17 protein-coding genes are annotated in these 20,146 nt (G+C 40.7%); 13 read left to right on the forward strand and 4 right to left on the reverse strand.

The annotated features are described in order from the left end of the window. Nucleotides 1-661 precede the first annotated feature (661 nt). From PU629_RS10605 to PU629_RS10640, 8 genes are all read left to right on the forward strand, one after another. Entirely contained in the window at nt 662-2,401 is a 1,740-nt protein-coding gene (locus tag PU629_RS10605) for an ABC transporter ATP-binding protein (protein ID WP_275284221.1), read from the forward strand. After that, nucleotides 2,398-4,197 carry an ABC transporter ATP-binding protein gene (locus tag PU629_RS10610; protein WP_275284222.1) on the forward strand — a complete coding sequence of 600 codons (1,800 nt, stop codon included), beginning with the start codon at nt 2,398-2,400 and terminating at the stop codon, nt 4,195-4,197. Before PU629_RS10605 ends, PU629_RS10610 begins: the two co-directional genes overlap by 4 nt. A 46-nt stretch (nt 4,198-4,243) precedes the next feature. Next, nucleotides 4,244-4,396 carry a hypothetical protein gene (locus PU629_RS10615; RefSeq protein ID WP_275284223.1) on the forward strand — a complete coding sequence of 51 codons (153 nt, stop codon included), beginning with the start codon at nt 4,244-4,246 and terminating at the stop codon, nt 4,394-4,396. Between the two features lie 328 nt (nt 4,397-4,724). Then, nucleotides 4,725-5,309, forward strand: coding sequence for a DoxX family membrane protein (locus PU629_RS10620; protein WP_275284224.1), 585 nt, complete (start codon nt 4,725-4,727; stop codon nt 5,307-5,309). Between the two features lie 343 nt (nt 5,310-5,652). Then, nucleotides 5,653-6,543, forward strand: coding sequence for a radical SAM/SPASM domain-containing protein (locus tag PU629_RS10625; protein WP_275284225.1), 891 nt, complete (start codon nt 5,653-5,655; stop codon nt 6,541-6,543). Nucleotides 6,544-6,666: 123 nt separating this feature from the next. Then, nucleotides 6,667-7,410 (forward strand): polysaccharide deacetylase family protein, encoded by a 744-nt coding sequence (locus PU629_RS10630; RefSeq protein ID WP_275284226.1) that lies wholly within the window; start codon nt 6,667-6,669, stop codon nt 7,408-7,410. Nucleotides 7,411-7,920: 510 nt separating this feature from the next. Then, nucleotides 7,921-10,125: an EAL domain-containing protein gene (locus tag PU629_RS10635; protein ID WP_275284227.1), complete on the forward strand. Its 2,205-nt coding sequence runs from the start codon at nt 7,921-7,923 to the stop codon at nt 10,123-10,125. 176 nt (nt 10,126-10,301) lie between these two features. Beyond that, a complete protein-coding gene (locus PU629_RS10640; protein ID WP_275284228.1) occupies nt 10,302-11,234 on the forward strand; it encodes an L-lactate dehydrogenase in 933 nt (310 codons plus the stop codon). A 52-nt stretch (nt 11,235-11,286) separates the two neighbouring features. On the opposite strand, the gene PU629_RS10645 is transcribed toward PU629_RS10640, so the two are convergent. Next, nucleotides 11,287-12,018 carry a DUF4230 domain-containing protein gene (locus PU629_RS10645; protein ID WP_275284229.1) on the reverse strand — a complete coding sequence of 244 codons (732 nt, stop codon included), beginning with the start codon at nt 12,016-12,018 and terminating at the stop codon, nt 11,287-11,289. A 292-nt stretch (nt 12,019-12,310) separates the two neighbouring features. Here PU629_RS10645 and PU629_RS10650 point away from each other — a divergent pair, with 292 nt between their 5' ends. Then, entirely contained in the window at nt 12,311-12,517 is a 207-nt protein-coding gene (locus PU629_RS10650; RefSeq protein WP_275284230.1) for a zinc ribbon domain-containing protein, read from the forward strand. A gap of 290 nt (nt 12,518-12,807) precedes the next feature. Here PU629_RS10650 and PU629_RS10655 read toward each other — a convergent pair whose 3' ends face one another. After that, a complete protein-coding gene (locus PU629_RS10655; protein WP_275284231.1) occupies nt 12,808-13,350 on the reverse strand; it encodes a short-chain dehydrogenase in 543 nt (180 codons plus the stop codon). Nucleotides 13,351-13,812: 462 nt separating this feature from the next. Between PU629_RS10655 and abc-f the strand changes: the two genes are divergently transcribed. The 4 genes from abc-f to PU629_RS10675 all read left to right on the forward strand — a co-directional run bounded on the left by abc-f (nt 13,813) and on the right by PU629_RS10675 (nt 18,075). Then, complete coding sequence (gene abc-f, locus PU629_RS10660; RefSeq protein WP_275284232.1) at nt 13,813-15,498, forward strand: ribosomal protection-like ABC-F family protein; 1,686 nt, start codon at nt 13,813-13,815, stop codon at nt 15,496-15,498. Between the two features lie 558 nt (nt 15,499-16,056). Continuing rightward, the gene (locus PU629_RS10665) at nt 16,057-16,155 is read left to right on the forward strand and encodes a hypothetical protein (RefSeq protein WP_275284233.1); all 99 of its coding nucleotides are present in this window, start codon (nt 16,057-16,059) and stop codon (nt 16,153-16,155) included. Nucleotides 16,156-16,236: 81 nt separating this feature from the next. After that, nucleotides 16,237-16,920, forward strand: a complete 684-nt coding sequence (locus PU629_RS10670) for a response regulator transcription factor (protein WP_275284234.1) — start codon at nt 16,237-16,239, stop codon at nt 16,918-16,920. Nucleotides 16,921-17,109: 189 nt separating this feature from the next. Then, nucleotides 17,110-18,075, forward strand: coding sequence for an alpha/beta hydrolase (locus tag PU629_RS10675; RefSeq protein ID WP_275284235.1), 966 nt, complete (start codon nt 17,110-17,112; stop codon nt 18,073-18,075). Between the two features lie 52 nt (nt 18,076-18,127). Here PU629_RS10675 and PU629_RS10680 read toward each other — a convergent pair whose 3' ends face one another. Further along, nucleotides 18,128-19,192 carry a sensor histidine kinase gene (locus tag PU629_RS10680; protein ID WP_275284236.1) on the reverse strand — a complete coding sequence of 355 codons (1,065 nt, stop codon included), beginning with the start codon at nt 19,190-19,192 and terminating at the stop codon, nt 18,128-18,130. After that, a complete protein-coding gene (locus tag PU629_RS10685) occupies nt 19,189-19,869 on the reverse strand; it encodes a response regulator transcription factor (RefSeq protein WP_275284237.1) in 681 nt (226 codons plus the stop codon). The genes PU629_RS10680 and PU629_RS10685 overlap by 4 nt, the downstream gene beginning before the upstream one ends. Nucleotides 19,870-20,146: the final 277 nt, after the last annotated feature.

The following is a 20,146-nucleotide window of genomic DNA, read 5'->3' on the forward strand; positions in this document are numbered from 1 at the left end:
CGCACACACTTGCTTTCGAGATATAATTATCAGTATTAAAAAGCATGTCTATGACAATTGTATCGTCATAGCTATCCACCTATCAAGAAGTGGACAGATTAGTCCGGTAGGAAGCTTTTAATATTCAAATTATATCGGAATAGGATCAGAGTCTATATAGCAAATAATTTACTTTTACCACTCTTATTGACCGTTTCACAAGTTGTGTGCAGAAGCACTGGTTGTAAAGTAACCAACTTATAAAATTTGAGCTTTTAACTCAATCAATAAGGCAACTAAAGTTGCCAATCGGCATTTGACCCGGCTGTCCGTATGGCCTTAACCTCCTATAAAAGGAAGTGGTCAAAAATTATCTGCTTTGAAAGACTCATGATGATTTGAATATTTAGCCTTCCAAGTAACAATGTCTATACTAACATATTATGAAAAAATAGCAATAGGAAACTTAACGTTATTTGTAAAATGTTTAGGTTAAGTGGGGTAAGCAGTGTTAGCGGGGGTGGAGGGGACGGTTCGTTCTCTTATTTAGTATAGAGATCCGTCCCCTAAAATGAACCAACTTCTGTTTAGAATAGTTTTAATTCATCGAATTTTAACGTGTATAGTGAATGTTTCCATTTTTTATAATAAAATAGGTTTTTACGAGCGGAGGAGGGGCGATATGAAGATATTGAATACGACCATTAACCATTTTAAGCCGTATTGGAAAGCGCTGCTGATTGCATTTGTTTTTTCGTTAATTGGCGGGGCGTTTACCATACTGCCTTCCATTTTGGTTGGAAAATTAGTGGATGATGTGCTGCAGAAACGCGAGATGGCTTTCTTAATCTGGGTGGTAGGCGGTGTCCTTGTTGCCTATTTAGGAAAGTCGTTGTTTGAAACGCTACAAGAATTTGTCCAAGTGAAAATTGGATTAGATGTTATTACTGACATGCAATTGCGAGCCTTTAGAAAATTACATCGGGCTCCCATGTCTTTCTTTTCAAACACACCAAGAGGAGATCTGCTTTATCGCTTAACCCATGATGTTGAATCGATTCAGAATTTGAATAATACGGTTATTCCAAGAATCATTCAGCAAGTCATTAGCGCTATTGCCGCTTTTGCCAGTGTGTTCGTTTTATTTTGGCCGGCTGCGATTGTCATGTTTGTCGTCTTTGCGATTTATATTTTTCCATCCTTTAAATTAGGTAAAACGATGCGAATAAAAAGTCAAATTCAAAGAGACATGAGTGCAGATATGTACCAGCATTTGCAGGAAAGTATTGAAAGTGTTCGTTTAGTAAGAACTTATCAAACTCAGGATCAAGAGCTTGAAACTCAAGCAACAAAACTTTCGGATTGGAAACGTTTTTCGATTCGTGCTGCGCTGTTAGGAAAAGTGAATTGGCGTTTAGGAAACCTCTTTAATATTGCAGCACCGGGAATTGTGATGCTAATCGGCGGGATCGCCATTTGGAATCACCATATTACAGTCGGGACACTTGTTTCCTGTCTCAGCTTTATTACAATCATGTTCCAGCCTGTCCGATCTTTGGCCGAAAACGCCTTAACTATTCAACAGGCGATTCCGGCACTTCGGAGAATCTATGACTATTTTGATCTTCCAGATGAACATGCAGAAGGATTGCCTGAATTTGCTCAGGTGGTCGGAAAAATTGATTTGGAAAATATTTGGTTTACTTACCCTAATAGTGATAAGCAGATCTTAAAAGGGGTTTCCCTGTCACTGAAGCCCGGGCAGCATATCGGGATCGTTGGAACAAGTGGAGGAGGAAAAAGTACGCTTGTTCAAATTTTGCTCGGGTTGTATGAACCGCAGCAAGGATCGGTTCATATTGATGATCAAGATCTTTTTGCTTATAATCGCAATAGTTTTAGACAACAGGTCGGTGTTGTCTCACAGGAAACCTTTCTATTAAATAGTACGCTTCGGCAAAACCTTCTTTATGGAAAGGCAGATGCTTCGGCCGAAGAGCTTGATCGAGCAGTAGAGGCAGCTGGATTAAAGGAATTAATTGATTCCTTAGAAGATAACTATGAAACGGTCGTTGGAGAGAGAGGTTTGAAGCTCTCTGGAGGTCAAAGACAAAGAGTGGCACTTGCCCGAGCGATCCTTCGTCAACCGCCTGTCCTCATTTTTGATGAAGCCACCTCCTCCTTAGATGGCGAAACCGAAGAAAGAGTTCAGGCATCGCTTGAGCAGTTGATTCCAGGAAGAACGACCATCACGATTGCCCACCGTCTTGTCACAGTTAGAAAGGCCGATGTCATCATTCTTTTAGACAATGGAATGGTTGCTGAAAAAGGAACGCATGAAGAGCTTCTTTCATTAAAAGGACACTATTATCATTTATATAAAGCCCAATATACCGAGCTGGAAAAGGAGTTGATGGCGTGAGCACAACGTCTGTTTCTCCAAAAAAGAGCCGTGATGGAAGGCGCGTGTTAGCTTTTCTTAAACCTTATAAAAAATGGGTGATAGGTGATTCGTTTGTCATCGCGATCAGCCAAGTCTTCGCGTCAGTTATCCCAACACTTGCTCTAAGCTGGCTGGTCGATACGATTGTTCCCAGCCATAATCATAAGTGGCTTTGGGGATTGATGGGACTCCTTGTTTTATCCGGCATCTTTGATTTAATCATGATGATCATCGATGAGTATTTCTGCCATCAAACGGCTAAAACGGTTACGAATTGGCAGAAGCTTCGATTATTCCGTCATTTGCAATTATTGCCTTATTCGTTTTACCATCATAATTCAACGGGTGAAATGCTTGCCAGAGTTTCAGATGATCCTGATACGCTCCATAACTTTTTGGCTTGGGAAGGATCTACCTTTATGGCCAGTGTGCAGGGGGTCATCATCTACAGCATCGTTCTATTATATATTCATCCCTACCTGATGATTACAAGTGTGGTTCTCGGCGTGATTTTCTATTGGACATCTAATTATGTTGGAACGAGAACACGAGCAGCTTCAGCTGAGGCCAGAAGAGAAGCTTCCCGATATCTTGAAAGGCTAAGAGAATCGGTGACGGGTATTCACTTGTCTCGAGTAATGGGCGTTTCAGATCATGAGGTCGAGAGTGTTGTATCAATAAGGTCTTCGTTTGTGAAGCATTCAATTAAAGAACTAAAGGCGCGCATGCAGTCGGTCGTAGTCATTGCAAGCTACAATGGGTTTGCTCTCGCAGTTGTCTATTTCATTAGCACACTGCTGATTTGGCATCATGGTTTGTCGAGCGGGGAAATGCTGACAGCCGGCGGACTCGTGACGATTGCAGCGAATGAAATGCAGCGCTTGCTGCGAAACTGGCTCTCTGTCAGAAGAACAGGTCCAGCCCTTGATCGCTCTGACATTCTGCTTTCCGAAGAGCCGTCATTAGCGGAAACAAGTGCAGGTATTCAAGATGAGCGAGCCAATGGAAAGATAACGTTTCAGGAGGTTACTTTTTCGTATCCGGCAAAAGAAGAGCATGTCTTGACCGGCGTAACATTCACCATTCAACCAGGGGAAAAAGTGGCCTTAGTGGGACCGAGCGGATCAGGGAAATCGACTATTGTTGATTTATTGTTCAGATTTTACGAATCAGAACGGGGCTCTATTGAAGTCGATGATCGAAGTATTAAGGAATGGGATACCTCTTGGCTGCGTTCACAAATCGCAGTGGTGACACAGGATGTGATTCTGCGAAGCGGTACATTGGCTGATAATTTACGGATTGGTAAGGCTCTCGCAACAGATGAGGAATTAAAAAGAGCTCTTTATGACAGCGGCTTAGGGGAGTTGCTTGAAACGTTACCAAAGGGCTTGAACACACCAGTTGGAGAAAGGGGGAGTTTGCTCTCAGGCGGGCAGAAGCAGCGTTTGTCCCTTGCGAGAGCACTTCTGAAGGACGCTCCGATTCTCATTCTTGATGAAGCAAGCTCGGCTCTTGACCCGATTACTGAAACTCAAATAAATGAGGTCGTCCTTCAAAACGGGAAAAATCAAACCATTTTAATCATTTCCCACCGACTATCAACGGTGCTCTCTGCGGATAAAATCATTGTTTTAGAAAATGGAAAAATCGTCGAAGAAGGGACACATGCAGAGTTGCTTAACGACAGCAGCGGAGTCTATACGAGGCTGTTTGGAAGAGAAGTAGAAATTGGAGAAACCACGATTCATAACGCTGGAGTTAACCTTGTTTAATAGAAAAGGTTCAAAAGCCAACTGACCCGAACATTTTGATCAACAAATGACCTATATCTTGTTAGGTGATATGAAAGAAAGCATTCCAGAACTCGAGCGGTTAATTGAAGCGGTACTTAATTTGGTCAATCAGCATTATCCGTACTTGATCATAGATGCTTACCGTCAGAAGGCTCAATTTGTCAGACGAGAGAACTGAGATGACGAAAAATAGAGGCTGGGGCAGACGTATTTTACGAATAGAAAAAACCGAACTTATTCACAGCTTTTAACGTGATGAGTTCGGTTTTTCATTTGAAACGCTCCCTCAAAATACGTCGCTTTCCGCACTTAAAATCAGTGCCAAAAAAATCACGGGTCAAGTCTTATACTTGGGAAGAAGGGAGTTGCGGTGTTAGCATTTTATTCCCTCTTTAGGGGTTTTTCGGATAAAAAATAGGGGAATTCCCCGAATTACTTTCATTAATGAAGATGTTAAATTGTTCTTAGAAAGAATAAAACATTCCTTTTTTGGAGGTAAATTCATAATGAGAAATCATGAGGTCGTTATTCCTGAAAATCCAGTTTCACATTTCTTATTTGTGAGCACACGTTTTGCTTGGTTTTGGTTAATTGTTCGGTTGTATGTCGGCTACCAATGGCTCAGCGCCGGTTGGGGAAAGCTTCATGAAGACGTGTGGACAGGAGGAAAAGCAGGAGTAGCGTTAACCGGGTTTATTCAAGGAGCTCTTGTTAAATCAAAAGCAGTTCCAGGCAGTAATCCAGACGTAGCAGGCTGGTACGCCAACTTTCTAAAAGACGTCGTTTTGCCGCATGCCAAACTTTTTTCCTACTTGGTCTCTTACGGTGAATTTCTTGTTGGATTAGGACTCATAGTTGGACTTCTTACAGGTATCGCAGCCTTTTTTGGCGGTTTAATGAATGCGAGCTATTTATTTGCAGGGACGCTCAGTACGAACCCTATTCTCTTGATCTTAGGTATGATCTTAGTTCTCGCTTGGAAGGTCGCCGGCTGGTACGGACTTGACCGCTTTGCGCTTCCTTTCCTCGGCACCCCTTGGAAACGAAATGAACAAACACTAATTCTTCATAAAAACACGAAAGAAAATTAACTGAAAGAGAGAAGAGGCTGACTCAAAAGTCCTTGAAAAATGGACTGTTTGAGTTGGCTCTTCTTTTTTAATTTCAGGATAAAAAACGTCATTAAGAGCGATTTTATCATTTTCTGCTTCGTCATTTTCTAAATAGATGTCAATTAGGTGGTCAACTTATTGTTTTTTTAAAGGCATTCGTTACTTAGGCAACAAAGGGATTGATGAAAGCCTTATAATAAGAGCCTGCATTCCCTTTTTTCTTAAATTATGCTGTAATAAGATAGGAGACGATCATGAATTCATGACTTGCAGGATTCGATTGCAAAATTTTAGCGTTTAAATAAGAAGTGAGGTAAGAGGTTTGAAAAAGTTTAAGAAATTTTACTTGGAAATTACAAGTGTGTGTAATCTAGCCTGCTCATTTTGTCCACCGACTGAGCGAATGAGACAATTTATTTCAGTTGAGGATTTTTCAAAGCGATTGGATCAAATTAAACCTCATACGGACTTTATTAATCTGCATGTTAAGGGAGAACCGCTTCTCCATCCGAAAATAGATCAACTGCTTGATGTCAGCCATGAAAAAGGTTTTAAAGTAAATATTACAACGAATGGGACTCTGTTGGCTAAACGGAAGCACCAGTTATTAAATAAACCGGCATTGAGGCAGCTGAATTTTTCCCTTCATAGCTTTGATGGACATTCGGGACAACACCCTCATTTTGAGGAAAGAGAAGACTATGTTCGATCGATCTTAGAATTTGTCAAAGAAGCCACTAAAGAGTCTGAACTCATTGTTTCTTTTAGATTATGGAATTTGACACAGGATGACCAAACGAATCTGGAACGCAAGCGTAATCGGCAAATATTAGAGATCATTGAAAAGGAATTTAATCTCGATTTTAACATTGAAGAACGGCTCTCTCCAAGGCATGGAATTAAGCTTGCTGAAAGAATTTTTATTAATCAAGAATACGAATTTAAATGGCCAGCCCTACACGAAGAAGAGGATGATGGGAAAGGATTTTGCTATGGTTTGCGAAACCAGGCCGGGATCTTGACGAATGGAACTGTTGTCCCTTGTTGTTTGGATGGGGAAGGTGTGATCAACCTTGGTAATATCAATGAAACCTCTTTCTCTGAGATTATCGAAGGGGAGCGTGCTCAAAACCTTGTGGAGGGATTCTCTCGACGTGTGGCGGTAGAAGAACTCTGTCGAAAATGTGGGTACCGAAAGCGTTTTGGAAAATAGGGGGTCTTGAAGAATGGCTGACTTCTTTTAGGGAAATCTAAAAAGGGTTCGACTAGTATGGAAACTTGTTTTTATTCGGTAATTGCCAATTCCAATGGATGAAGTCTTGATGGAGGTCTCCCTTTGATTGTCAAACGACCGCTCGCAGCCATTCTTATAGTCCTCGTGATCCTGATATTTCAACACCCTTATTCAGCTTTGGCAGAAACACCTGTCCCGATTTTAGTGTACCATTCCATTGACACCTATAAAGGCCATGGAGATCGTGAGTTATTTGTCACACCTGATCATTTTGAAAGGCAAATGATCTATCTCAAGACTCATGGGTATACGCTTCTCACATTCGAGGACTGGGATCAGTTGAATCATGTTCAAAAACCTATATTCATAACCTTAGATGATGGTTATAAAAATAATGAAATAGTCTTGTCGATATTTAAAAAGTTGAAAGACAACTCGTTTAACCCGAAAGCGACCCTTTTTGTCATTGCCGATTTTATAGGAAGACCGAATCGATTAACAAAAGAGGATTTGCGAACTCTTTCCGACTCCGGTTATTTTTCCGTACAATCGCACACCTCTGATCACCCGGATTTGACCAAGATTCATAATTTAACCTATGAACTGGGGCATTCTAAAAAAGTCATAGAAGGCATTACCAGTAAACCGGTTTTGGCTTTATCCTACCCATATGGCGGCTACAATGAAACGGTCATTAAGGTGATGAAGACTTATTATCAATTCGGATTGACCACTGATCCTGGGTATGTGAACAAGCAACACTATAATCCTTATGAATTACCGCGAATTTATGTTAAAAATTCCACGACAATAGAGGCATTTGCTCACTCAATACTAAAGGATTAGGAGCAGAGCTGGAGTGACGCAGAGTTCAAAGCGATTAAGCTTTGGGCTCTTTTTGCATGAAACAAAAAGCTCGCGCTATGAAACCGATTCGCTACAACATTATTACAGTTACGTACTCTCTCTGTTAAATGTGACAATTATCATAGAATAACAGGCCATTAAATCTTTAAATAGATATAGGGAGATCTTTTATAGGTGGCTTTTTTTGTAAGGCTCTTTTCTAAAAGATTGTTGCTATTTAATAAAAAATAGGTGGAAATAGGCGAGACTCCTGCGGGAATAGCAATCCAGGTGAGACCCCGCAGGCGAATTATGCCGAGGAGGCTCACGGATTGCCCGCGGAAAGCGAGCTTATTGGAGCCTAAAAAAACAACAAAGTTTACGAAAACAACCTTTCGTAAAAAAATTTTAAGTACACCAAGGGTTAGCGTTAGAAACAAGTAAGTGACATAGAGGGTGTCTTGTAAGAAACTCAATTATTGATTGACTATATATATCGGACGTGATTACATGCTAACTATTTTTATAAATTTAATGGGTCAAACTTGGCTTGTATGTGCTCAAATTTTCTCAACTCGTGAGTTTGCGCAATTAGCCATTGAACGGCTTCTCCCTAATTTATCCACTTGGTTTATGATTGTAAGTCTTCCTGTTGGACTCGCGATTGACGCTACTTTCTTGCACTTTAGCCTATCGGTTGGGGTCATGGGAATATTATATGTGATGACTTTTGTTCTGAAATCAAAACCTTTGGAGCCTGTTGGTTTTGGACTATCTCTTTTACTATCCCTTTTAGGAATGGACCTTTACCAATACGGAATGACTGCTTATACATGGGAGAGTGCTTTTTTTCTTATTCTTTTCATGCTTATAACGACCTTTATTCTTACAAAAAAGAATAGGTTAATAGGGATTGTTTGGAGTCTTATGTTAAGTGCAGTGATGGAGTTACTAACGGGCTTCGTCTATCATTTTCGCTTGGATTGCCTCGCGGTGACTTTAATGACTGCTGTTATGTCTGGATTATATGTCACCTATCGTTCCTTACACGAAAAACAAGTGAAGGACACGAGTGAGGCTGTTTTATATGATTCTCTTACCAATGCGCTTACACGACGCGGCCTACAAGCATGGCTTGAGTCCAGCAGGTCGAGAGGAGACGATAAGGGAATTATTGTCTTTTGTGATTTAGATAATTTTAAGTGGATTAATGATACATGGGGACATGAAGCAGGCGATCAAGTTTTAATCGAATTTGTTAAAAGGATCAGTCACGGCTTAAGAACGTGCGATACCATTGCTCGTTTTGGCGGGGATGAATATCAACTTTGGCTGCCTATGAAGGAAATCGGTGCTGCTAAGGCGATCGTCGAAAGATTGCATGTTCTTGCGACACAAACCCCTTATAAAGTGACTCCAGATGAAACGGAATTAAAGATCGGTGTCTCGATGGGATGGACCTTTGGAGAGTTCACTCAAGAGAGAGCTAACGACGCGGATTTTGCTTTATTAGAGGCAAAGAGACTCGGTAAAAATCGGATCTGTGAATTATCCGATTCAGACACGACAACTCGAACCAAGTCATTTAGAGGAGATGAGGATCCTCATTTATATTGGCTGAAAAATATTGCCCAATCTCTGTGGAGTGATGCACACTATCCGTTTGTCTTAACGGATAAAACAGGACGGATTCTTTTCGCAAACAACGCCTATGAATTTCTTGTAGGAAAGTCGTTAGCCGAATTATTAGGAAATAAGCCGGGTATGAATAGTGCTATGAAGACACCTCCAGCTGTGTATTCAAACATGTGGTCTCATCTATCTAATGGTTTGCCATGGAGTGGTTGTTTATTAAATCGGAGAGAAGACGGTAATGAGTGGTGGGAGATTTCAGAGCTCTTTCCGATTAAACTTTCAGGACAAATCATTGGTTATTGGGGGTTGGTTCAAGAATTAACACAAGCTAAGTTTCCACCTTCTCCCATTCCAACCGATTATAACTATAAATGGCATGGCGACATTGATTGGGCTTTCCAACCGATTATTGATGTGAATGCCCATTCTACAATGGGTTATGAGGCGCTCGCTCGACCAAGGTGGGGAGAGGTCGATGTCATGCCAGATACCTTTTTTAAGATTGCTGAGAGTTTTAATTTTCGAATTAATGTTGATTGGGATTGCTTAGAGAGTTTATTAGACAAGCTTAAGACGATAGCCTGGCCAGAAGAGACACGGCTATTTGTGAATATTTATGCGGAAACCTTTAAAGATCAGAAACGATTAAAAGAGTGGTTAACCCGCTTCTTCAGCCAGCATCCAACCACAATATGTGTCCTTGAAATTTTAGAACGCGATGTCCACACGATTGAACGCAAGCAATGGAAGGACATTCAAAAAGAATTTCCATTGGTTGAGTTAGCTCAAGATGATTTTGGTAACGGGGAGCAAGATCTCATTCGATTGATTGAGACAAAGCCCAATTGGTTGAAGTTGGATCGAGAATGGGTTAATACCCTGTCCATTCATCCAGAAAGCCAATTCTTAATGTCTTCAATTGCTGCTTGGGTCAGAGCTGAGGGCATAAAGTTAATCATTGAAGGGATTGAAACGGGCGAACAATCGAAAGCCTATAAGGACATGGGGATTTACTATGAACAAGGTTATTATTGGAGTAAACCGATAAAGGATTTAGATCTTGCTACTTGTTCTGTTTGACTTGCGCCCCCTCATTGGTCAGAAGAACTAACTAGTGAGAAACTTAATATAAGCGGAACCTTATAAAGTGTGAGTTTCTTCACACTTTTTTTCTGATTGATTTGTTAAAGTGAAGTTGGAAATACTCATGATATTTAATAGTTTACATGTCACTTCTGCTAAAGGGGATTAGACTGATGAACGAAAAAGTGAACCGTGTTGTTATAATCGGAACAGGTGCGGTTGGATGCAGTTTCGCCTATTCTCTTATTAATCAAGGGGTTACAGAAGAGTTGGTCCTGGTTGATTTCAATACCAGAAAGGCAGAAGGTGAAGCCATGGATCTGAATCATGGCATGCCGTTTGCGCCTAAACCCGTTCGTGTCTGGAATGGTTCTTATGAGGATTGCAAGGAGGCAGATCTGGTCGTGATTACCGCTGGATTACCTCAAAAACCAGGTGAAACGCGTCTTCAATTAGTGGAGAAGAATACAAAGATTTTCAAAGATATTGTGAAACAGATCATGGACAGTGGGTTTAACGGGATTTTTCTCGTTGCCACGAATCCAGTGGATATCCTAACCTATGTGACATGGAAGGAATCAGGGCTTCCGAAAGAACGAGTGATCGGTTCAGGGACGGTATTAGATTCTTCCAGGCTTCGATATGAGGTCAGTCAATTAATAAAGGTAGATACACGTAATGTTCATGCTGTCATCATTGGTGAGCATGGGGATACGGAGCTTCCAGTTTGGAGTCATGCGACCATCGGTATTCAATCTCTTGAGGATAAAAAAGAGGTAACGAAGGATGCTTTAGAAGAAGTATTTGTCAATGTCCGAGATGCGGCTTACAACATTATTAACCGAAAAGGGGCCACTTTTTATGGAATTGGGATGTCTCTCGTGCGCATTACCAAAGCCATTCTCTTTAATGAGAACAGCCTCCTGACAGTTTCAGCTTACTTGGAAGGTCAATATGGTGAACGAGATGTGTATATCGGGGTACCCGCTATTGTGAACCGGTCAGGAGTCCGAGAGATCATCGAATTGGATCTTACTCCTGAGGAACAAGAAAAGTTTGGGCATTCAGTATCAGTCTTAAAGAACACCATGAAGCCAATTGTATAATTTAAAAACCTGTCTTCTGAAAATTGAAGACAGGTTTTTTTTTGCGCCCAAATTATTTGTAATTAATTTTAACTTGATATCCCAAATTTTTAAAGAAATCCTGTAGGGTAGTTTGTGCATTCGTTTCTGCGATTGTTAGTATCCCGGATTGAATGGCTTCTTTTTTAATTTTTTGAGAGGCGAGGTCTTCAAGCTGAACCTCTTCATCCGCTTTCACGTCATTTCGAAAAATGCCTTCACTTGAATAAGTTTGGACATTTTTAAAGTCAACAGCTGGATCCTCTAAGATTGTAGCATGCGGCAGCGTAATCTGAATCGATTTGTTTTTCTCATCAATAGCCACATCATTCTTAGAGACATGCTGTAAATCAACGCCTGCTGTCACGGTTGCCGGAACCACTAAGAAAACAGTTCGTTTCGTTCCAGGAAGATTAAATGAGATGTTCTTTCCAAATAATTTATTATCTTCTTTAGATAGAATGGTTTTAACTTGCTCCTGGGCAGTGGCTAATGTGGCAAGCTTTTGGATGCTTAGAACGGCTGTCCCGCTTTTTAGTGTCGCTTGCTTGCTCGCTTGGATATGCCAAACAAAGAAAAGGATAATTGCAAGAATCACACATACACTTAACGCAATGAACCATGTCTTCGCTAAAGCCATCCATCTAAAAGGATTAACCATTCGTTTAGGTTGTATCGCGAGTGTTGTTGCTGTTTCTGATTGAGAGCTCTGAAGCTGCTGGGCAATATATTTTAGATCTCTTTTGGAAAGTTTTCTTTCTCTCAAAATAATAGGTTCCTCCTTTGAACAGCCTTTTTTAGCTCATTAAAAATAGGAATGAAAATGATGGCTGTTTCTTTATCTAATAATCTATTATACGTGTATTCGACAAATTTCGTTTCAATAAATGAGAGATTTTGTGTCAATTTATTAGAGAATCTGGTCGTTTTCATTTGAAAATGGGGATCATCTATTGGCGGTAACTGAAGAGTTAATAGTGGGATTTTTTAAAATAAATGAAACGATCTTCCCACTGATTCGTAATATAAGAAAAGGTATGAGAAGGGAGTCGAGGTTCATGGCGAATCAGGGATGTATTAAATGCGGCAGTCAGGATATTGGCCAGAAGGATGTGGCGATGACAGGCACTGGATTATCCAAGATGTTTGATATCCAAAGTAATCAGTTCACAGTTGTTTATTGTAAGAAATGCGGGTATTCCGAGTTTTACAATAAACAATCCTCTACAGCGTCCAATATTTTGGATTTGTTTTTAGGTTCTTGATTGGAGGTTAGTGAAAAATCTCTCTCAAATAATGAGAGATTTTTCTATTTAGGCTGTTTTCGTAAACTTTGTTGTTTTTTTAGGCTCCAATAAGCTCGCTTTCCTCGGGCAATCCGTGAGCCTCCTCGGCAAAATACGCCTGCGGGGTCTCACCTGGATTGCTATTCCCGCGGGAGTCTCGCCTATTTCCACCTATTTTTTATCAACTAGCAACAATCTTTTAGAAAAGAACCTTTATTTATTAGGTTCTGCGATGATAAAACGATTGATAAGGCGTCGCTAATTTAAAATTAGGGGCGCCTTTCATGCGGTTCGAGGACACCTACAGTGTAAACCGGCTTTTCTTCTTTGATTGCATCCTTCACGCCACTCGCAATCTCTTCATTGGTTAACCATCTTGAATGGTTTCCTTCAAGAACAAAACCAAGCTGAACTTGATAGTAATGACCGTTCTTATAGATTTTAGTTGGTTGCTTTATTTGTTCTAGTGCAGCTTTGCTTCCCACTATGTGAAATAATTTCCACTCAATTCCTATTAAAGAGAGTTCCTCACTAATAATGGATAAAGCATTTGGAGCATTGGAATGAATCCATGCCACCACAAGGTTAATCGGACCGTTTTCCTGAATGGTTTCGTTAATTTTTTGGTGCAATTCTTTCGAGTCCCTATAATCTACTAATAATGGAGAGAGGTGTTCAGATTCTCTCTGAAGAAGTTTTTCCATTTTGTTCAAACTTCTCCCTATAACTGAAACGTGATAACCTTGGTCCACCAACCACAATGACACGTCAGCTAACATACCAGTTCCTCCAATAACTAAAGCATGATTCATTTAGATCCCCCCGATATCCAGTGTGTTTCATTCTAATAGTTTAAATTTACTATCGAAGTGTTTAGTTAATCAAGAAACAGCCTAATAAAATAAGATCCCAGGATTAGATATTAGGCTCGCGGATTGTTGATAATATTAAGATTTTTCTCTATAATAGTTTGTGTAAGTTAAAAATCGGGAAAGGTACGGTGCGTTGGATCATGATTGATACTAACCTTTAAGATTAAGTCATCCAATATATGGATTGCCTTTTTTTCTTATAGGATTAGTCTGCCCATTTTTATTAAATGGGTCCGCGCAGCCAATAACCTTTTCTATCGATAGGTTTATTTTGGTTTGATAATGGAATTTGACTAATCCTCTCTGTCTCTAGAGAGGTTTTTTTGATGCAATTGTATATTGGATGGTTAATCGAAGACCCACTTTTTTGACGTGTAATGACTCAAATGAGGAGGCTTCCGAATGACCCTATTGAAATGTGAAAAAATCAGTAAATCGTATAAGGATAAACTTGTTTTAAAAGAGATTAGTTTTACCATCAATCGAGGAGAAAAGGTGGGTCTCGTTGGCGTTAATGGTGCAGGTAAGTCGACACTTGCCCGTATTCTTATGGGGGAAGACATTCAGGATCGAGGAAGTTTAATTAAGCCTGAAAAAATCGGTTATTTAGCGCAGAGCACTGAAGACATGATAGTTAATACCTCGGTTGGTTTTGAAGATGAAGACCGTTTAAAAAAGAAGCTTCAGATGATGAGTGAGTTGGGACTGAAAACAAGTACAACTTTTCAAGCGGGCTCTAGCGGTGGAGAACGGACCAAACTGGCCTTATCTGCAATGTGGGAGGCAGAGACTGAACTCCTTATTTTAGATGAGCCCACGAATCATCTTGATCAGCAAGGCATTGAGTGGCTCATAAAATCTTTATCTGCTTTTACAGGGGCAGCCCTTATCATATCCCATGACCGTTATTTTCTCGATCAAGTGGTTACAAAAATACTGGAATTAGACCATTCTGTCTGTACAGAATACGTTGGCCATTATTCTGACTATCGCCTTGAGAAGAAGAAAAGATATGAGAAACGGGTCAAAGCGTATGAACTTAAACTGAAACAGGAGCAAAAGTTAGAAGCAGAGATTGGTAGGCTTAAAGGCTGGTCGAATAAAGCCCATACCGAAGCGCGGCAGGTGGCTATTCAGACCGGTATGAAGTTTGGCGGTAAGGAGTTTTACCGTGCCAAAGCTAAGAAAATGGATAAACAAGTGAAATCACGAATTAAACGTTTGGAAAAGTTGAAGAATAATGGGTTAACAAGACCTGAGGACGAAGAATCGATTTTCTATCAATTTCAAGAAAGCGGTAAAAGGGGACATCGTTTGATAGAGGTGTCTGGTTTAACTAAAACCAAAGGTGAGCGATTACTGTTTGAGCAAGCTTCTTTTTATATCAAGAGTGGGGAACGAGTAGGACTTGTGGGTGTAAATGGATGCGGGAAGACGACCTTGCTCCGCCTTTTACTTGGATTGGAAGAACCAGATACCGGTTCAATTTGGATCAGTCCCACTGCCAAGGTTGGTTACTTGAGTCAGGATGTTCTCGATTTAGATGATTCCTTGTTCCCACTTGATTTTTTGGCAGGCAGGGATTTGAAGCATGGACGTGAAGCAGCTCGGACACTCCTCATGCACATGGGCTTTGACACCGAGCAGCCTCAACAAAGAATTGGGACTCTCAGTCTCGGCGAACGGACAAAGGTTAAGCTTGCGCGTTTGCTCCTGCAGCAAGTGGATGTCTTGATTTTAGATGAACCCACCAATCATTTGGACTTAAGGAATCGTGAGCAATTGGAAGAGACGCTGCTAAGTTTTTCTGGAACCATGATAGTTGTCTCCCATGACCGGTATTTCTTAAACAAATTAACGAACAAACAGCTTGTATTTGAAGGCAAACAAATTAAACGGTTTGAAAGGAACCGTGATAATCAGCCTTCCAAACAAGACCGGGAAGCCGAAAAGCTTTTAATGGATACAAAGCTATCAGAACTACTAGCTAAGTTAGCGCTTTCGAAAAAGAAAGATGACGAGTACAAGGCGCTTGAAGAGCGTTACTTGGCTCTCTTAGCAGAAAAAAGACAGCTCGAATCCAATTAATTTGTGAATTAAAGGGAGATGCCTTGAATAAGTCGTTCCAAAACCCGAGAGAAAATCTAAGTGGTCTAACAATATAATTAGGTGACAAAAGCTTGGGGTTGTTCCCAAGCTTTTGTCATTAACCTTGGAAGCGGATATGATAAATAAGCGGAGAAAATTCTCTTAATTAGAAAATCGCACTGAAAATAGCTTAAATAGGCGGAGAGATTCCGCCTATTGACTCTATAAAGTGTGGATCGGAGTCCTTTTGACTTGCTTAAGCGGAAAACTTCCGCTTATCTACCCGCACTCGAGCTCAATTTGGCTGTTTAACCGGAAAATCTCCGCTTATTCGAGTTACTGAAAAAGGACAAAGGTGATTAGCGTATTCCAAATAAGACTGCGAGTTTGATAGGTGATGAAAACGTTCAAAACACCGAGCATACTCGCACCTATGATGGTGGAAATACATGACCAGGCCATCAGAACACTTTGAATCAGAATGGCAGACCAAGATGAAAACGTCTAGCCCTATCTATGGAACGGGAGGAGTTTGCTTCTACTCGTGAACGTATTCGAATGAGTTATGAACTTCATGATACAATGGGGCAGTATTGGACCGCAGTTATTCGGGTGCTTGATGTTGCAGAAGCTGTCGGTCAAGAGGGAGCAGGATAACCATAGAAAGGTCAAATCTTGGGGGAACAGCGATTCAATTAACGATTCCTCTTTGAATTAAGAATAAAGGAGTTCTTAAAAATGATTACAATAGGTATAGCAGAGGACCAAGCGTTGATGCGAGAAAGTCTGGCCATTGCTAAGGGTCTTGAGGCTGATTTAGAGATAGCTTGGAAAACGGAGACAGGGCGTCAGACGGTAGATGCCATCAAAGAAAACAAGGTCGATGTTGTTCTCATGGATCTAAGGATGCCAGACATGGATGGCGTGACCGCGACCAAGTCTATCCATTCAATGTATCCAAAGACCAAAGTGATTGTCCTTACAACCTTTGATCATGATGAGTGGATATTAGACGCTATTCATGCCGGAGCCTCTCTTTGTTTATTAAAAGAAGTGCCTCCAAAGCAACTATTAGAGGCGATCCGGCTCATCCACTCCAATCAATTTCTGCTAAGCAAATGGACAGATGAATGGAGAAAGTTTGCACCTGAAATCCAATTTAAAGCAAACCTAAGGGATCAAAATGGATGGGCAGCCCAAACGAAACAAGATAAATGGTCAGTTGATCAAGAGACATTAACTCATCGTGATTTAGAAATTTTAAGCCGCATTGGTCAAAATCTGACAAACGTTGAAATTGCACAAGCCTTATTTCTGACAGAAGGAATCGTCAAAAATTATATTTCGAATCTCTATCTAAAAATCGGTGTCAAAAACAGGGCTGAAGCAATCCGTTATTGTAAGCAGAAGGGGATTGTGTGAGATCTGATTAGAGGACCTTGTGCTTCATGTTAAAGACAACTAATTGCCTATAAATCTGTGGAAGTTTATAATATCTGTAAAGTTAAAAAATTAAAATGTAAGGCGGTGATTGGCCTAATAATTATTGGTGTAATTTTGTAAGCGTCTACATCTAGGGGTAAATATAAAAAGAAGGGGTGTGCGCTAAAGATGAAAGAACGAGTGAATCCTGAGTTAAGAGAGGTTTTAGAGCAGTTCCCTCCACTAGACCTTGATCAATTTGAGATGGTAAGAGAAGCCGGAATGGAAATGATTAAGGCTTCAGAAATTCCTGTTGATGAGAGAGTTTCTATTGCCGACCGTCAGATTCCAGGTCCTGAAAAGGCTCCAATGGTTCGGGTTCGAATTTATGAGCCAAAAGAAAAGACGGAAACCTTACCAGGACTATTATGGATTCACGGTGGGGGTTATGTAATCGGCTCACCTGAAGGAGATGATGGGCTGTGCCAGCGCTTTGTAACAGATGCAAAATGCGTGGTTGTATCGGTTGATTATCGATTAGCACCTGAGCATCCGTATCCCTCTGGCCTTGAGGATTGCTATGCCGCACTTAAATGGTTCTCAGAAAACGCCTCAGAGCTAGGGGTTGATCCTACCCGAATCGGTGTAGCAGGTGCCAGTGCAGGGGGCGGACTGACAGCAGCACTTGCTCTCTATGCCCGTGATCATAATGGGCCAGAGCTCTGTTTCCAGATGCCGCTTTATCCAATGATCGATGATCGAAACAATACACCATCCAGTTTGGAAATTACAGGTAATTATATTTGGAATCACGATCTGAATGAAAAAGGTTGGTCTATGTATTTGAATGGAGCAAATGGGACGGACCATGTTTCTTATCATGCAGCACCGGCTCGGGCAGACGACCTCTCAGGCCTTCCTTTTACGTATACATGTGTTGGACAATTGGACCCATTCCGTGATGAGACCCTTGATTATGTCACTCGCCTTGCTCGAGCAGGAGTCGATGTCGAATTCCATCTCTATCCAGGCTGTTATCATGGATTTGAAGGAATTGCCCCGAATGCCGAAATCAGTAAACGGGCTGTAAGCGAATATGTTGAGGCAGCCAACTATGTGTTACATAAGGAGAAGCTTATTAAAAACAAAAATTAACGAGGAAAGGGAACCGTCATTTTTAGCGGTTCCCTTCATTATTCGATCGTGGCTATTCTTTCGCGAGTTTAATGATCACTTCGGTCCCTTGGCTGGGTTCACTTTTAACTTGAACTCGAGCGTCATGCAGATCCAATATCTTTCTGACAATCGAAAGCCCTAAGCCATTTCCTTCTATATTTCGATTTCTAGATCGATCAGCCTTATAGAAGCGTTCAAACATATGGGTCACTTCCTCCATGTTCATGCCAATCCCGCTGTCTTTTATAGATACTTCTATCACATCCTCTTTTTCTTGCAATTGCACCTTAATGATTCCATGTTCAGGTGTGAATTTAATGCTGTTATGAATAAGGTTAATCCACACTTGATTCATTAATTCCTCATCAGCGTTTACGGTTATGTTCTCAAGTCTGACGTCTAGATCAATATGTTTCTTTGTCCATTGCGGTTCACATGAAAGGATAACTTGCCGAAGCTGTCGGTCTAATCGATAACGCGCTTTTTCGAAAGGGTGGTCCGATTCAAGAGAGGTCAGCTTTAATAGATTTTCACTCAACTTTGACAGGCGTTGGCATTCGGTTTCAATGATGGTCAAATAATGATGTTTTTCCTCGGAAGAAAGCTGATTATTTTTTAAGGCGTGAGCAAATCCGCTGATTGATGTAAGCGGTGATTGAATTTCATGTGAGACATTCGAAATAAACTCTTGGCGCATCTGCTCCATCTCACCAAGCTGTTCAGCCGTATGGTTAATGCTCTCAATAATCTTGTAATAAGGATGGCGAGGAGAGTTAACATGATTTTTATAATAAGAAAGGTCAATATTAAAATTCCCTTCAGCCATCATTTTCATCGCATTGAGGAAGGGGTGAAGAAATCGCTGCTGTCGTTCCTCTATGCGACCGACTTTAGCAATCGTGTACATCGAAATCCCGAAAATGAAAAAGCCTAAAAAGGAATCAATCATTTGCCTTAAAGCATAAGAGGATGGTTTGAAGTCGATTAACCCATAAAACCAAGAAGAAATATAAGGTGCGATCAGCCAAGCAAGAAATAGTCCTGATAAAATGGCTGCAATTCCAAATACCCGCTTGACCCATTCAGGGAACTTCATCCCGTCACCTCTAGACGATAACCAAGCCCTCTTACAGTTGTAATCTTAAAGGGACAATTAGGGTCGGAGAAACGTTCCCTTAAACGTTTAATATGGACATCTACTGTACGCTCATCACCCTCATAATCATATCCCCATATATCCTCAATCAACTGCTCCCGCGAAAAGGTTTTATCAGGATGAGAGGCAAGCTTAAATAAAAGTTCAAATTCTTTTAAAGGAAGTGTCCATTCTTGATCGTTGGATGAGACTTTATAGGAAGCGCGATCGATGACCATTTGGTTGAATTCAATTTTATTGGCCAAATTGATTTGTGATCGCTTAAGCAAAGCCTTCACTCGAGCTACCAATTCTTCTGGAGCGAAGGGCTTTACCATGTAATCATCTGCACCCAAATCAAAGCCCTTAACTTTTTGTTTGGTTTCGCCTTTTGCTGTCAGCATGAGAATGGGAAGGGCCTCCGAATAATAAGCTCGTACTTCTCTGCAAAGCTCCCAGCCATCCATGTTTGGCATCATAATATCAAGAATCATTAAGTCAATTTTTTCAGATTCAATGAGTTGGAGCCCCGCCTTTCCGTCTGCTGCCTCAAGAACGGATAAGCCTTCATGAGACAAAATGACGCGGATCAACTCGCGAATATGCGGATCATCATCCACAACTAATAAAGTGGTCATTTCAATCTAACCTGCCTTTAATGTTAATTTTAAAAGTAGTGTTAACAGATGACTCATAAAGAGGTCCATCTTTTCTTTAATAGAATAACGGACATTTTCTATTTAGAAAAGCGACCGTTTGATTGAGTGAACTAATGAGCCTTCTTAATAAAGATAAAATAGCTTTGTGAACGGAATATGAATGGATTCTAAATATATATAACGGGGAACGGTCAATTAGCCATTTCTACTTAGGAGATCAGGCATGTATGTCAGATAATCTCACAAACAAAAAGAA

It is taken from the genome of Pullulanibacillus sp. KACC 23026 (assembly GCF_029094525.1).
Classification (GTDB): Bacteria; Bacillota; Bacilli; order Bacillales; family Sporolactobacillaceae; genus KACC-23026.